The 12,740-nt window shown below is 67.4% G+C and carries 14 protein-coding genes and 1 tRNA gene; 9 read left to right on the forward strand and 6 right to left on the reverse strand.

The window, feature by feature from the left end:
* Complete coding sequence (locus HMPREF9710_RS21370; protein WP_005669852.1) at positions 1–786, forward strand: OmpA family protein; 786 nt, start codon at positions 1–3, stop codon at positions 784–786.
* Between the two features lie 43 nt (positions 787–829).
* On the opposite strand, the gene icmH is transcribed toward HMPREF9710_RS21370, so the two are convergent.
* The 3 genes from icmH to tssJ are packed head-to-tail and all read right to left on the reverse strand — an operon-like array spanning position 830 to position 3,575.
* A complete protein-coding gene (gene icmH / locus HMPREF9710_RS21375; protein WP_005669854.1) occupies positions 830–1,585 on the reverse strand; it encodes a type IVB secretion system protein IcmH/DotU in 756 nt (251 codons plus the stop codon).
* Positions 1,582–2,940: a type VI secretion system baseplate subunit TssK gene (gene tssK / locus HMPREF9710_RS21380; RefSeq protein ID WP_005669855.1), complete on the reverse strand. Its 1,359-nt coding sequence runs from the start codon at positions 2,938–2,940 to the stop codon at positions 1,582–1,584. Before tssK ends, icmH begins: the two co-directional genes overlap by 4 nt.
* 56 nt (positions 2,941–2,996) lie before the next feature.
* A complete protein-coding gene (tssJ, locus tag HMPREF9710_RS21385) occupies positions 2,997–3,575 on the reverse strand; it encodes a type VI secretion system lipoprotein TssJ (RefSeq protein ID WP_005669857.1) in 579 nt (192 codons plus the stop codon).
* Between the two features lie 196 nt (positions 3,576–3,771).
* Between tssJ and HMPREF9710_RS21390 the strand changes: the two genes are divergently transcribed.
* The 7 genes from HMPREF9710_RS21390 to tssA all read left to right on the forward strand — a co-directional run bounded on the left by HMPREF9710_RS21390 (position 3,772) and on the right by tssA (position 11,161).
* Positions 3,772–4,350, forward strand: coding sequence for a tetratricopeptide repeat protein (locus HMPREF9710_RS21390; RefSeq protein WP_005669858.1), 579 nt, complete (start codon positions 3,772–3,774; stop codon positions 4,348–4,350).
* 26 nt (positions 4,351–4,376) lie between these two features.
* Positions 4,377–4,880 (forward strand): type VI secretion system contractile sheath small subunit, encoded by a 504-nt coding sequence (tssB, locus tag HMPREF9710_RS21395; protein WP_005669860.1) that lies wholly within the window; start codon positions 4,377–4,379, stop codon positions 4,878–4,880.
* Position 4,881: 1 nt separating this feature from the next.
* Positions 4,882–6,372: a type VI secretion system contractile sheath large subunit gene (gene tssC, locus HMPREF9710_RS21400; RefSeq protein ID WP_005669861.1), complete on the forward strand. Its 1,491-nt coding sequence runs from the start codon at positions 4,882–4,884 to the stop codon at positions 6,370–6,372.
* 30 nt (positions 6,373–6,402) lie between these two features.
* Positions 6,403–6,894 (forward strand): Hcp family type VI secretion system effector, encoded by a 492-nt coding sequence (locus HMPREF9710_RS21405; protein ID WP_005669863.1) that lies wholly within the window; start codon positions 6,403–6,405, stop codon positions 6,892–6,894.
* Between the two features lie 83 nt (positions 6,895–6,977).
* On the forward strand, positions 6,978–7,448 hold the full coding sequence (gene tssE, locus HMPREF9710_RS21410; RefSeq protein ID WP_005669865.1) for a type VI secretion system baseplate subunit TssE: 471 nt from the start codon (positions 6,978–6,980) through the stop codon (positions 7,446–7,448).
* Between the two features lie 40 nt (positions 7,449–7,488).
* Complete coding sequence (gene tssH / locus HMPREF9710_RS21415; protein WP_005669867.1) at positions 7,489–10,161, forward strand: type VI secretion system ATPase TssH; 2,673 nt, start codon at positions 7,489–7,491, stop codon at positions 10,159–10,161.
* A 10-nt stretch (positions 10,162–10,171) separates the two neighbouring features.
* Complete coding sequence (gene tssA, locus HMPREF9710_RS21420; protein WP_005669869.1) at positions 10,172–11,161, forward strand: type VI secretion system protein TssA; 990 nt, start codon at positions 10,172–10,174, stop codon at positions 11,159–11,161.
* Positions 11,162–11,183: 22 nt separating this feature from the next.
* On the opposite strand, the gene phaP is transcribed toward tssA, so the two are convergent.
* Together phaP and HMPREF9710_RS28685 are read right to left on the reverse strand one after the other, a co-directional pair.
* On the reverse strand, positions 11,184–11,756 hold the full coding sequence (gene phaP, locus HMPREF9710_RS21425) for a TIGR01841 family phasin (RefSeq protein WP_005669871.1): 573 nt from the start codon (positions 11,754–11,756) through the stop codon (positions 11,184–11,186).
* 81 nt (positions 11,757–11,837) lie between these two features.
* A complete protein-coding gene (locus HMPREF9710_RS28685) occupies positions 11,838–12,158 on the reverse strand; it encodes a hypothetical protein (protein ID WP_229409906.1) in 321 nt (106 codons plus the stop codon).
* Between HMPREF9710_RS28685 and cueR the strand changes: the two genes are divergently transcribed.
* Positions 12,157–12,564, forward strand: coding sequence for a Cu(I)-responsive transcriptional regulator (gene cueR, locus HMPREF9710_RS21435; RefSeq protein WP_005669875.1), 408 nt, complete (start codon positions 12,157–12,159; stop codon positions 12,562–12,564). The genes HMPREF9710_RS28685 and cueR overlap by 2 nt on opposite strands.
* 89 nt (positions 12,565–12,653) lie before the next feature.
* Here cueR and HMPREF9710_RS21440 read toward each other — a convergent pair.
* Positions 12,654–12,738, reverse strand: a tRNA-Leu gene (locus HMPREF9710_RS21440).
* Positions 12,739–12,740: the final 2 nt, after the last annotated feature.

The following is a 12,740-nucleotide window of genomic DNA, read 5'->3' on the forward strand; positions in this document are numbered from 1 at the left end:
GTGAAACTTCGCACCCTGACCCTGTTGCTTGGATTGGCCGCCGGATTGGCCGCCGGATTGCCGCTGGCCGCGCAGACGGCGCCAGGCGCGGCCGAGGCCCCGGTCGTGGTCAGCGGCATGGTGGCCGACGAAGCCGCCAAGGCCGCGCTGCTCGAGCGCCTGCGCGCCGTGTACGGTGCGCAGCGCGTGGTCGACCAGCTGTCGGTCGGCACCGTCTCGACGCCTGCCAACTGGAACAATTACGTGGGCAGCCTGATCGGGCCGAACCTGCGCCTGGTGAAGGGCGGCCAGCTGAAAGTCGAGGGCAACAGCGTCAGCCTGCGCGGTGACGTGGCGAGCGAAGCCCAGCGCCAGCAGATCGCCGGCGAGATCGCGGCCCGGCTCAATCCGACCTATACGGTCAACAACGGCCTGCGGGTGACCGTCTCGCAGCAGAGCGTGCTGGATGCGGCGCTGGCCGACCGCATCATCGAATTCGAGTCGGGCAAGGCGACCCTGACCCCGGCCGGCACCGAGGTGCTGGATGGGATGACGGCGGCCCTGAAAAAGCTCAACGGCGTGAAGGTCGAGGTGATCGGCCACACCGACAACGCCGGCTCGCGCGCCGGCAACCTGTCGCTGAGCCAGGCGCGCGCCGAGGCGGTGAAGGCCTATGTGGTAAGCCAGGGGATCGCGGAAGAATCGATCGCGGTGTCGGGCGAAGGCCCGGACCGGCCGGTGGCCGACAACCGCACGCCGGAGGGCAAGGCGCGCAACCGGCGCATCGAGTTCAAGGTCATCCAGTAGAACAGCGGCCCCGGGACCGATGATCCCGGGGCCATTCCCCATTTCAGGGCAGGGTGATGGTCACATGCGCCGCCTTCGGCGGCAGCTTGACCAGGTCGTTGTAGTGCGCCAGCGCGAACTCGGACTCGTTGCCCAGCACGGTGCGGAAACCCACGTAGGCGCCCAGCCCGGCCAGCGTGAACACCGTGGCCAGCACCCACAGCGAGAGGTCGCTGCGCAGCCGGTTGACCACCTGGTCCGGGCGCTCGGCGTGCGGCGCGAAGCCGCGGGTGCGGCCGCGCATGCGCGCGATCTCGTCGCCCAGGCGCGCCACCAGGTAGTCCAGCTTGTCCTTGCCGTCCAGCGCATAGCGGCCCTGGAAGCCCAGCAGCAGGCACATATGGAAGACCTCCAGCGCCTCGACCTGCTGCGCGCCCTTGGCGCGCAAGTCTTCCAGGCGGTGGAAGAAATGCTCGCCGGCGAGCTGGTCGCCGAACACGCGCAGCTGCAGCGGACGGGTTTCCCAGGCCTCGCGCACCTCGTAGCTCGAGCGCAGGATGATCTCGTCCACCGCCGAGCAATAGGCGTACTTGGCCGCCGTCACGTCCTCGGCCGCGATGCCGAGCGCCTTGGCGCTGCGGTCGACGTCGGCCAGGAAGGCGGTCATATTGTCGGCGAAGGCGCCCTTGTCCTGCGGCCCGCAGCCGTTCTTCAGCAGGAACAGGGCGTGGAAGCCTTCGTACATGATGTCCACCAGCCGCTGGCGGCGGTTGGCGGCTTCGCCCCGGTGCGCGGCGCGGCGCTCGACGAAGGCGCTCATGCCGACACCGCGATCAGTTCGAGGCGCAGCTCGCGCACGCCGTTCGGCACGTAGACCGAGATCGCCTGGGTCTTGAGCATCGCCTCGTACAGCGCGCCGCGGCCTTCGAGCACGAAGTAATAGGTGTCGGGCCGCACCGGAATCGCGCTCGGCACCTGGGGCGCATGCACCAGCTTCACGCCGGGCAGCGCCGACAGCACGAACTTGTCGACGTCTTCCGGCGCGCCGACCTTGAACTGCAGCGGCACCGCCTCGACCAGGCGCAGCGCCGGCATGTCGGCCGCCACCGCCAGGTACAGGGTGGTCTGGGCATTGATGCGGCCCGAATCGAGCGCGCCCAGGTAGTAGGACGGGCGGTCCTTGTGCAGGGCGATGGTGAAGTAGCGGGACGAGATCACGGTATCCAACAGGTCGCGGATGATGCCGTCCAGGCGCGCGAACTGCGGGCCGGGATCGGCGTGGACGTAGGAAGGCAGGTCTTCGAGCCGGTAGCTGCGCGAATAGGTCATCAGGCCGCCGGCCAGCTCGAGCATGGCGCCGTACAGGCACTCGGGATGCAGCTCGCGGTGGTGCAGGTAGTGGGCCAGCGCCGCATAGCCGGCGCTGGCCGTGTGCAGCAGCCAGAACGAGGACACGTCGCCGCCGCGGATCTCGACCACGTTGCGGCTCGGCTCGCGCAGATCGCCGTACAGCGCATTGACCTTGGCCAGCAGCTTTTCCATCAGCCGCGCCAGGCCGACGTAAAGGCCGGCGCCGGGCATCGTCACGGCGTCGATCGACAGGCTGGGTGGAATGAAACCGGGGTCGATCTCGAAGCCGCCGGTGGCCACGCGCCGCAGGCGCAGCAGCGCGAAGCTTTCATAGGCTTCCAGCGGCTCGCTGTCGGCCACCAGGCGCAGCGCCTTGCGCAGGTAGGTGACGGGGGCGTCGGCGGCCTGGGTATATAAATCCTGGGTCTCGCGGTCGATGCGCCCGAAGCGCACGTCGATGGTCTCCAGTCCTTCCAGGCCGTTGCCGCAATTGTCGCCATGCGTGCGCAGCGCCGGCAGGGCGGCGTGGTAGGTAACCGTCTGCTGCGCCGGCGGCAGGTCGCCAAGTCGCACCTGCGGCGGCAGCACGTCGTCGCCCGGCGCGCGCACCACTTCGCCGTCGGGGAACAGCAGCGACAGCTCGTCGATGCGCAGGATGTCGCTGCGCAGCGCGTCGAGGTCGACCGCCAGCTTGCGCACGCCCCAGCAATACGGATGCAGCGCACAGGCGGTCTGGTTCAGGCGCGCCTCGTGGTAGCGGTCCTGCTGCTGGAAATGCTGGGGCCGCAGGAACAATCCCTCGCCCCATAAGACCTTGGATGGCATCACAATCGCCTCCTCGTCGTTCAGAAAAGACTAGCTTGCAGGAAAGTCGACAACGATTATTGACAGCGCACAGAGCCCAGCGCCGCCGTACCGGAACCGACGCTCATCGCGCAGGCGTGCAGGCCGACGTTCAGGCCGTCGCGCTCGGCCTCCAGGCTGCTCACCGCGGTGCGCCAGCGGCCGGCGGCCGGGGTATGGAACAGGGCCACGATGCCGACGTGGCCGGCTTCGCGCGCGACTTTTTCCGTGACCTCGTAGCGCTGGCCCGGCACCAGCATGATCTCGCGCACCTCGACCAGGTCGGCGCCCAGGCTCTCGCGCTCGAGGCGCGGATCGAGGAAGGTGGCGTAGGGCGCGCCCTCGAAGGCATCCTTCTGGCGCAGCTTGTACAGGCGCACCGCCAGCGCCAGCGGCTGGCCGCGCGCGTCCACGTTCAAGCGCGTGGCGGCGTGCAGCCTGAGCGGCACGTTGCGCGGCGGCTTTTGCGACTCGGGCAGTTCGGCCGGCTTGCGCAGGCCGGCCGCCTCCAGCGCCACGCCCGCCAGCGGCGCCAGCGCGGCGCCGCCGCAACCGGCGAGCGCCGCTGCCAGCGCGATCGCCACGACCGGCAGCTTGAACGGGTTGGGCGTCCCCATCAACGATCTCCTCGCAATTGTCCTAAGGCACCAGGCTTGGATTGAACCCGATCCCCGCCGGTGCACGCTGACACCGCGCAAACGCAAGCGACATCCAACAGTGCTTGCTTGAACTCGCTTTTCATTGACAGTGCACAACTTCTTGGCAAGCACGATGCGAATAATGGGGGCTTGTTCACCCACTGGAGAGACGAACATGATCCGCAAACGCCTGTTACCCCTGCTGGTCGGGGTCGCCGCCCTGGCCGGGTGCGCCACCGACGGCACGGGCACGACCGCCAAGCGCGCCGCCGTGTCCGAGAATATCTATGCCGAAGCCGATGCCGCCCTCGCGGCCGGGCAGAGCGACAAGGCCGTGAGCCTGCTCAAGGACGCGAGCAGGGCGCATCCGGTCGACAAGAAGCCCTGGGTGCGCATGGCCCAGATCCGCTTCGACGCCACCCAGTACGGCGACGCCATCAGCAGCGCGCAGGAAGCGCTGGCGCGCGACCCCGACGACACGCTGGCCTACAGCATCCTGGCCGTCAGCGGCCTGCGCGTGGCCAGCAAGGCGCTGGCCGACCTGACGCGCAAGAACAATCTGCAGGGTTCGGTGCGCAGCGAAGCGCAAGACCTGGCCAAGCTGCTGCGCACCAGCCTGGGCGAAGAGGTGCTGGTCACGACCCGCCCGGCCGCGCGCCCGGCGTCGAGCCGCAGGACCCCGAGCCAGCCGGCGGTGGCGGCGCCGCCGCGTCCGGCGGCCAGCAGCGGCAGTCCGTTCGACGTGCTGAAATAAATCCATCTTCCCCCACTGGAGTCGACATGGCCAAGAGCGAAAGCGTACAAAAACGCTTGCAGAAGGTGCGCGCGCCGCGCGTGCAGATGACCTATGACGTCGAGATCGGCGACGCGATCGAGAACAAGGAGCTGCCCTTCGTGGTCGGCGTGGTCGGCGACTTCGGCCTGGATCCCAAGGCCGAGAAGAAGCGCCTCAAGGACCGCAAGTTCGTCAATGTCGACGCCGGCAACTTCGACGAGGTGCTGGGCGCCGTCGCGCCCGTGGCCACCTTCAAGGTCGACAACCACCTGTCGCCGGACGGCGGCCAGTTCGGGGTGCAGCTGCAGTTTCGCGAGATGAACGACTTCCGGCCCGAGTCGGTGGTGCGCCAGGTGGCGCCGCTGGCCGGGCTGCTCGATGCGCGCACCAAGCTGGCCGACCTGCGCAACAAGCTGGCCGGGAACGACAAGCTCGAAGACATCCTGACCGAGGTGCTGGGCAACACCGAAAAACTCGACAGCCTGCGCAAATCGGGCAAGGGAGAGTGAGATGGCGGCGGTATTCGAATCCACCCAAGCTGCGGCGGCGGCGCCGGAACTGGACGCTTCGCTGCTCGACCAGATCGTCGAAGAAAGCCGCGTGGCGGCGTCGAGCAGCGAGCACGAACGCGCGCGCGACCTGATCTCGGAACTGGTGACCCAGGTGATGCAGGGGACGATGGTGATCTCGTCCAACCTGTCGGCCACCATCGATGCGCGCCTGGCGGAACTGGACCGCATGATCTCCGATCAGCTCTCGGCGATCATGCATGCGCCCGAATTCCAGAAGCTCGAGCGCAGCTGGACTGGCCTCAACTACCTGGTCAGGAACAGCACCACGAGCGCCAACCTGCAGATCCGCATGCTCAATGCCAGCAAGCGCGAGCTGGTCAAGGACTTCCAGTCGGCGATGGAGTTCGACCAGAGCACGATGTTCAAGAAGATCTACGAGGAAGAATTCGGCACCTTCGGCGGCGCGCCGTACGGCACCCTGATCGGCGACTTCGAGATCTCGCGCCAGCCCGAGGACATCTACTTCCTCGAGCAGATGTCGCATGTGGCCGCGGCCAGCCACGCGCCCTTCATCACCTCGAGCAGTCCCGAATTGTTCGGCGTCGAGAGTTTCGGCGACCTGGGCAAGCCGCGCGACCTGGCCAAGGTGTTCGACACCGTCGAATACGCCAAGTGGAAGGCGTTCAGGGAATCCGAGGATTCGCGCTACGTCGGCCTGTGCCTGCCGCGCTTCCTGGGGCGCCTGCCATACCACCCGGCCGACGGCATGACGACCGAAGGTTTCAACTACGTCGAGGACGTGGACGGCAGCGACCACTCCAAATACCTGTGGTGCAACGCGGCCTATGCCTTCGGCGCGCGCCTGACGCGCGCCTTCGAGGACTATGGCTGGTGCGCCGCGATCCGCGGCGTCGAAGGCGGCGGCCTGGTCGAGAACCTGCCGACCCACACCTTCAAGACCGACGAAGGAGAAGTGGCGCTGAAATGCCCGACCGAGGTCGCGATCACCGACCGCCGCGAGAAGGAGCTGTCCGATCTCGGCTTCATCTCGCTGGTGCATTGCAAGAACACCTCGTATGCGGCCTTCTTCGGCGCCCAATCGGCCCAGAAGGCGCGCAAGTACAACAACGAGGCGGCCAATGCCAATGCCGTGCTGTCGTCGCAGCTGCAGTACATCTTCGCCGTGTCGCGCATCGCGCACTACATGAAGTCCATGATGCGCGACAAGATCGGCAGCTTCGCCGCCGCCTCCAACGTCGAGGATTACCTGAACCGCTGGCTGACCCAGTACGTCCTGCTCGACGATAACGCGAGCCAGGACCAGAAGGCGCAATTCCCGCTGCGCGAAGCCAGCGTGCAGGTGTCCGAGGTGCCGGGCCGCCCCGGCGTGTATCGCGCCGTGTCGTTCCTGCGGCCGCACTTCCAGCTCGATGAGCTTTCCGTTTCGCTCCGTTTGGTCGCGGAGCTGCCGCAGTCGACCAAAAGCTAGCACTTATTCTTAACTTACTTGGAGTAGAACATGGCAATTGACGTGTACCTGCAGATCGACGGGATCAAGGGCGAATCGATGGACGACAAGCACAAGGACTGGATCGAGTGCACCTCGGTGGCGTGGGGCGTGAGCCAGCCGCGTTCGGCCACCGCGTCCACCGGCGGCGGCCACACGGCCGAGCGCTGCGAGCACCAGGAGATCGCGCTGACCAAGCTGGCCGACCTGTCGTCGCCGATCCTGCTGCAGACCTGCTCGGCCGGCAAGACGATCCCGAAAGCCAAGCTGGAATTCATGCGCGCCGACGGCCAGGGCGAGCGCATCAAGTATTTCGAGATCGAGCTCGAGAACGTCCTGATCGGCGGCATCAGCCCCAGCGTATCCGAAGGCAGCATCATCCAGGAGCAGGTCGGCCTGAAGTTCTCGAAGATCAAATGGAAGTACACCCAGCAGAAGGTCACCGGCGGCGCCGGCGGCAACACCTCCGGCGGCTGGGACCTGGCGGCCAACAAGGTCGTCTGAGCGGCGTCGCCGCTCTCGTTCGCGCGGCGGCTGCGCTTTTTGCATTGCAGCGCGCCGCGCATCCGACATCCCCGGGAGGCACCATGAAAGGCTTCACGCCGGGCCTGCTCGACCGCCTGATGGTCGACGAGGGCGCGGCCGGCGCCGCGCTGGGCGTCGAGCAGCTCAAGGACAGCGTCGCGCGCGACCTGGAAGCCCTGCTCAATACCCGCATCGCGCTGGACGTCGCCCACCTCGAAGGCTATCCGGCGGCGCGCACCTCGATCCTGCACTACGGCCTGATCGACTTCGCCGGTTTCTGCCTGACCAGCAGCATCGACCGCGCCGCCGTCTGCGCCAGCATCGAAGATGCGATCGCCACCCACGAGCCGCGCCTGCTCGACGCGCGCGCCGTGCTCGAGCCGGAGGCGGGCGACGTCAACCGCCTGCACTTCGCGATCCATGCCCGGCTGGCGGTCGACGGCCTGCTCGAGCCGGTCAACTTCAATGCGGTGCTGCAGCCGTCGTCGCTGCACTACGAAATCAACCGCGCCGCCCGGCCGCCCCGGGGCTGAAGAAGCGGCGCCACCACGCCACCATGACAAGGGAGCCACGATGGACATCAACCTCAAGACGCTCATCTCCAAGCTGAACGACACCACCCGCGCGGCCGCCAGCCGCGCCGCCAGCATCTGCATGGGGCTGGGCCAGTACGAGGTCGACGTCGAGCACCTGTTCCTGGGCCTGATCGAACAGCCGGGCAGCGATCTGGCCGCGATCGCGCGCCAGTGCGACATCAGCCTGACCGGCCTGGAAGCCGACCTGCGGCGCGAAGTGGAGCGTTTCGCCACCGGCAGCGCGCGCACGCCCGTGTTCTCGCGCCACCTGCCGCTGCTGTTCGAACATGCCTGGCTGATCGCATCATTGGGTTCGGGCCAGCCGAACCGCATCCGCAGCGCCCATCTGCTGCTGGCGTTGCTGACCGAGCCGTCGCTGGCCCAGCTGGCGCAGCGCGCATCGCCGCTGTTCGGACGCTTCCCGCTCGACCGCCTGAAACACGACCTGGAGCGCCTGACGCGCGGCTCGGTCGAGGCGCCCGAGCTCAAGGCCGAGGAAGCGGTCGGCGCCGGGCCGGACCCCGCCTCGGAACTGAGCCAGGCCGCCACCCGGGCCACGCCGGCCCTCGACCAGTACACCACCTGCCTGACCGGGCGCGCGCGCGACGGCAAGGTCGACCCGGTGATCGGCCGCGACATGGAAATCCGCCAGGCGATCGACATCCTGATGCGGCGGCGCCAGAACAACCCGATCCTCACCGGCGAGGCCGGCGTCGGCAAGACCGCCGTGGTCGAGGGCCTGGCGCTGCGCATCGCCCAGGGCGACGTGCCGGACGTGCTGAAGGGCGTTGAGATCCATACGCTCGACATGGGCCTGCTGCAGGCCGGGGCCAGCGTGAAGGGCGAGTTCGAGAACCGCCTCAAGAACGTCATCGACGAAGTGAAGAAGAGTCCACACGCGATCATCCTGTTCATCGACGAGGCCCACACGATGATCGGCGCCGGCGGCACGGCCGGCCAGAACGACGCCGCCAACCTGCTCAAGCCCGCGCTGGCGCGCGGCGAGCTGCGCACGATCGCGGCCACGACCTGGGGCGAGTACAAGAAGTATTTCGAGAAGGACGCCGCGCTGGCGCGCCGCTTCCAGGTGATCAAGGTCGAGGAGCCGGACGAAGACACGGCGGCGGCCATGCTGCGCGCCATGGCGCCGCTGATGGAACAGCACTTCGGCGTGCGCGTCTACGACGACGCCATCACCGAGGCGGTGCGCCTGTCGCACCGCTACATCAGCGGCCGCCAGCTGCCGGACAAGGCGATCAGCGTGCTGGACACCGCCTGCGCCAAGGTGGCGCTGGGTCAAAGCGCCACGCCGGCGCTGCTGGAAGACTGCGTGCGCCGCATCGAACGGCTGGATGCCCGGATCAGCGCCCTGAACCGCGACGGCAGCGCAAAGAGTGACGCAAATTCGAACCATGCCGAGGTGCTGGCGGCGCTGGGCCAGCAGCGCGCCAGCGCCGCGGCCGAGCAGGAGATGCTGCAGCGCAGGTGGGAAGAAGAGCAGGCGCTGGCCGGCCAGATCGGCAAGCTGCGCGCCGAACTGGAGGCCTCCGGCAGCCGCGACGAGAACAGCGGCGCGAAGGATCTGCGCGCGCTGAACGAAGCCCTGCGCGCGCTGCAGGGCGAGGCGCCGCTGGTGCCGGTGCAGGTGGATGGCCATACGGTGGCCGAGATCGTCGCCGCCTGGACCGGCATTCCGCTGGGCCGCATGGTCAAGGACGAGATCCGCACCGTGGTCAACCTGAAATCGATGCTGGACGAGCGCATCCTGGGCCAGGGCCACGCCAGCCATGTGGTGGCCCAGCGCGTGCGCACCGCGCGCGCCAACCTCGATGATCCGAACAAGCCCAAGGGCGTGTTCCTGTTCGTCGGCACCTCGGGCGTGGGCAAGACCGAGACCGCGCTGGCGCTGGCCGACATCCTGTACGGCGGCGAACGCAAGCTCATCACCATCAATATGAGCGAATACCAGGAAGCGCACAGCGTCTCCGGCCTGAAAGGCTCGCCGCCGGGCTACGTCGGCTATGGCGAGGGCGGGGTGCTGACCGAGGCGGTGCGGCGCAATCCCTACAGCGTGGTGCTGCTCGACGAGGCCGAGAAGGCGCATCCCGACGTGCTCGAGATGTTCTTCCAGGTGTTCGACAAGGGCGTGATGGACGATGCCGAAGGACGCCAGATCGACTTTCGCAACACGATCATCATCCTGACCTCGAACGCCGGCTCGAGCCAGCTGATGGCGGCCTGCCTGAACAAGGCGGCGAGCGAGCTGCCCACGCCCGAGCAGCTGGCCGAACTGCTGCGGCCGGCGTTGATGAAGCACTTCAAGCCGGCCTTCCTGGGCCGCCTGGCGGTGGTGCCGTTCTACCCGATCGGCGACGAGGTGCTGGCCAACATCATCCGTCTCAAGCTGGCGCGCATCGGCGCGCGCGTGCTGGACAACCACAAGGCCAGCTTCGAATACGACGACGCGCTGGTGGAGGCCGTGCTGCGGCGCTGCACCGAAGTCGATTCCGGCGCGCGCAACGTCGACAATGTCTTGAACGGCACCTTGCTGCCGGAGATCGCCGACAACGTGCTGGCGCGCATGGCCGACGGCGGCGGCATCGCCCGCGTGAAAGTCGGCGCCACCAAGGCCGGCAAGTTCAAGTACGCGATCGAACCGAGAGAAGCCTGAGGAGGACGCCATGCTGGACACCGATGCTTTGCTGGCGCCGATCGCGCCCGACAATCCTTGCGGCGACGACCTGGCTTTCTCGCCCGAGGTCGACGAGATCGCACGCGCGCGCCTGGCCGACGACCCGTCGCTGGAGCAGGGTGCCTGGGTCACGGCGCTCAAGGAAGCCGACTGGAAGCTGGTCGGCAAGCGCTGCGCCGGCTTGCTGCAAACCCGCAGCAAGGACTTGCAACTGGCCGTGTGGCTGGCCGAGGCGAACGCGAAGACCGGCGGCATGCGCGGCCTGGCCGAGGGCCTGGGACTGGTGGCGGCGCTGTGCGAGCGCTACTGGGAAGGCCTGCACCCGCAGGCCGACGAGGATGGCTTCGAGCGCCGCATCGGGGTCCTGGCCTGGCTGGCGGGCCGGATCGCGCCGCTGGTCAAGACCATGCCGCTGGCGGAGAACGGCGTGCTGACCCTGCAGGCATGGGAAGTCGCGCGCGCCAGGGGACCGGAAGCGGTGGCCGAACTGGAGACCGCGCGCGCGCGGATCAAGGGCGATGTCGTGCAGGCGCTGCTGGCCGATTGCGAAGCCTGCCAGGCCGCCTTGCAAGAGCTGGAACGGGTGGTCGACGCCCAGCTCGGCGCCGATGGGCCGGGATTCAGCGTCGGACGCGCCGCGCTGCGCGACGTGGACGACCTGATCAAGCCGGTGGCGATGGCGGGAGCGGCGCCGACCGAGGCGGCGGCGGCCGGCGGCGCGGGTATGGCGTCGACGGCGGCGCTGCCGGCGCGGGTCGACGGACAGGTGGCGCACCGTGACCAGGCGCTGGCCCAGCTGCGCCAGGTCGCCGAATTTTTCCGCCGCACCGAGCCGCATAGCCCGGTGGCTTACCTGGCCGAGAAAGCCGCGCGCTGGGGCGAGCAGCCGCTGCACGCCTGGCTGCGTTCGGTGATCAAGGATGACGCCTCGCTGGCGCGGCTGGAAGACTTGCTGGGGATCGAACATCCGGCGCCGTGACGCCGGACGTCCATGGGGCCGGTTACTCGGCTTTTTCGGTCCTGGCGGCGCCCGGCGTCACCATCGCGCTGGCGCGCTCGAACTGGGCTTCGACGGTCTGCACCGCCTGGCGGGTGGCCTGGGTCACCTGCTCGTAGCCCTTGAAGGCATTCTCGATCGCGGCCTTGATGATCTCGACCGCGTTTTCCGAGCCCGGCTTGACGTTCTGGGTGACGTCGTAGATCAGCGCCGACAGCGTGTTTTTCGCTTCCGCCACGTGGGCATCGGCGGCGCCGCGGAATTCGTCGTGCATCTCGTCGATGATGGCCTTGAGCTGGGCCGCGTATTCGGTGGCATTGGTGACGCCGGCGGCCGGCTGCATGCGCGCGGCCAGGGTGTCGAACGCCGCTTTCGGATTGCCGGCCTGGGTGGCTTCGGCCATGCTGCGGCCGGCCGCCATCGTGCTGTCGACCGAGGTCTTGGCGGCGTTCAGGTTGAGGGCGACGACCTGCTCGACGCCCTTGACGGTCTTGCCGGCCAGGGCGTTGAAGGTCTGCATCTGCAGGTCGAACAGGGTTTTCGTGGCGTTTGCGAACTGCTCCGGGTTGGTGAACATGGTCGTCTCCTCAGTGGCTGCTCTGTTATGGTATGAGATCGAACGGCGATGTTTGTCAACACGCCGCGCCTTCCACTTTCATTATTTAACAACAATGAGTTTTTCGCAACGCATGTCCCGATAGGGGCCGTTTGATTTTTCCCAGCCTTCGCCCAGCGGGGTCTGGGAACAGGCCAGCTCGCCGGTGAGCTTGCTGCGCCATTGGTAATAAGGCGCCGGTCCGGCCAGGGCGGAGGAGAGGATGAGGACGAGTGCCAGCCCGAGGGCCGCGGGTCGGAGAATCTGCATGGCTCCATGCTCGGACGTTCTCGACCGCAAGTCAAGCGTCGCTTGAGCTTCCCACGGTGGGAAGGTGTATGCTTGCTCGGGAAAAAGGTCGGAAAACAACGGGAGAAATGCCATGCAGTCCACACCCAAGCTGAACATCGGCGACGCCGCGCGCGCGTCCGGCGTGACGGCGAAGATGATTCGCCATTACGAATCGATCGGCCTGGTGAAAGCGCCGCACCGCACCGGGGCCGGATATCGCCTGTACGGCGAACAGGACGTGCGGGTGCTGCAATTCATCCACCGCGGCCGTGCGCTCGGGTTTTCGCTGGACCAGATCAGGGATTTGCTGGCGCTATGGGAAGATAAACGCCGGGCCAGCGCCGACGTGCGCGCGATGGCGCTGGCGCATATCGCCGAGCTGGATCGCAAGATCGCGGAAATGGCAGCGATGCGCAGGACGCTGGAGAGCCTCGCCGCATCCTGTCATGGCGACGATCGTTCGGATTGTCCGATCCTGGACGACCTGGCGACGCATTGAAAACAGAGGGTAAAACGCAAAACGCCGTAGTCCTCATGAGAAGGCTACGGCGTTTTGCGGGACGATGCGTCCGAAAAACAAGTAGATTTTGGTGCCCACGGAGGGACTCGAACCCCCACACCTCGCGGCACATGGACCTGAACCATGCGCGTCTACCAATTCCGCCACGTGGGCAC

Source organism: Massilia timonae CCUG 45783 (genome assembly GCF_000315425.1).
Lineage (GTDB): Bacteria > Pseudomonadota > Gammaproteobacteria > Burkholderiales > Burkholderiaceae_D > Telluria > Telluria timonae.

What these genes read in the sequence shown, in the direction of transcription:
- HMPREF9710_RS21390 (WP_005669858.1), top strand. Translation starts at nt 3,772, where the DNA reads ATGATCCGCAAACGCCTGTTACCCCTGCTGGTCGGGGTCGCCGCCCTG.
- HMPREF9710_RS28685 (WP_229409906.1), bottom strand. Translation starts at nt 12,158, where the DNA reads ATGGCATTTCTCCCGTTGTTTTCCGACCTTTTTCCCGAGCAAGCATAC.
- tssK (WP_005669855.1), bottom strand. Translation starts at nt 2,940, where the DNA reads ATGCCATCCAAGGTCTTATGGGGCGAGGGATTGTTCCTGCGGCCCCAG.
- phaP (WP_005669871.1), bottom strand. Translation starts at nt 11,756, where the DNA reads ATGTTCACCAACCCGGAGCAGTTCGCAAACGCCACGAAAACCCTGTTC.
- HMPREF9710_RS21405 (WP_005669863.1), top strand. Translation starts at nt 6,403, where the DNA reads ATGGCAATTGACGTGTACCTGCAGATCGACGGGATCAAGGGCGAATCG.
- cueR (WP_005669875.1), top strand. Translation starts at nt 12,157, where the DNA reads ATGCAGTCCACACCCAAGCTGAACATCGGCGACGCCGCGCGCGCGTCC.
- tssH (WP_005669867.1), top strand. Translation starts at nt 7,489, where the DNA reads ATGGACATCAACCTCAAGACGCTCATCTCCAAGCTGAACGACACCACC.
- tssE (WP_005669865.1), top strand. Translation starts at nt 6,978, where the DNA reads ATGAAAGGCTTCACGCCGGGCCTGCTCGACCGCCTGATGGTCGACGAG.
- tssJ (WP_005669857.1), bottom strand. Translation starts at nt 3,575, where the DNA reads ATGGGGACGCCCAACCCGTTCAAGCTGCCGGTCGTGGCGATCGCGCTG.
- tssA (WP_005669869.1), top strand. Translation starts at nt 10,172, where the DNA reads ATGCTGGACACCGATGCTTTGCTGGCGCCGATCGCGCCCGACAATCCT.
- icmH (WP_005669854.1), bottom strand. Translation starts at nt 1,585, where the DNA reads ATGAGCGCCTTCGTCGAGCGCCGCGCCGCGCACCGGGGCGAAGCCGCC.
- tssB (WP_005669860.1), top strand. Translation starts at nt 4,377, where the DNA reads ATGGCCAAGAGCGAAAGCGTACAAAAACGCTTGCAGAAGGTGCGCGCG.
- tssC (WP_005669861.1), top strand. Translation starts at nt 4,882, where the DNA reads ATGGCGGCGGTATTCGAATCCACCCAAGCTGCGGCGGCGGCGCCGGAA.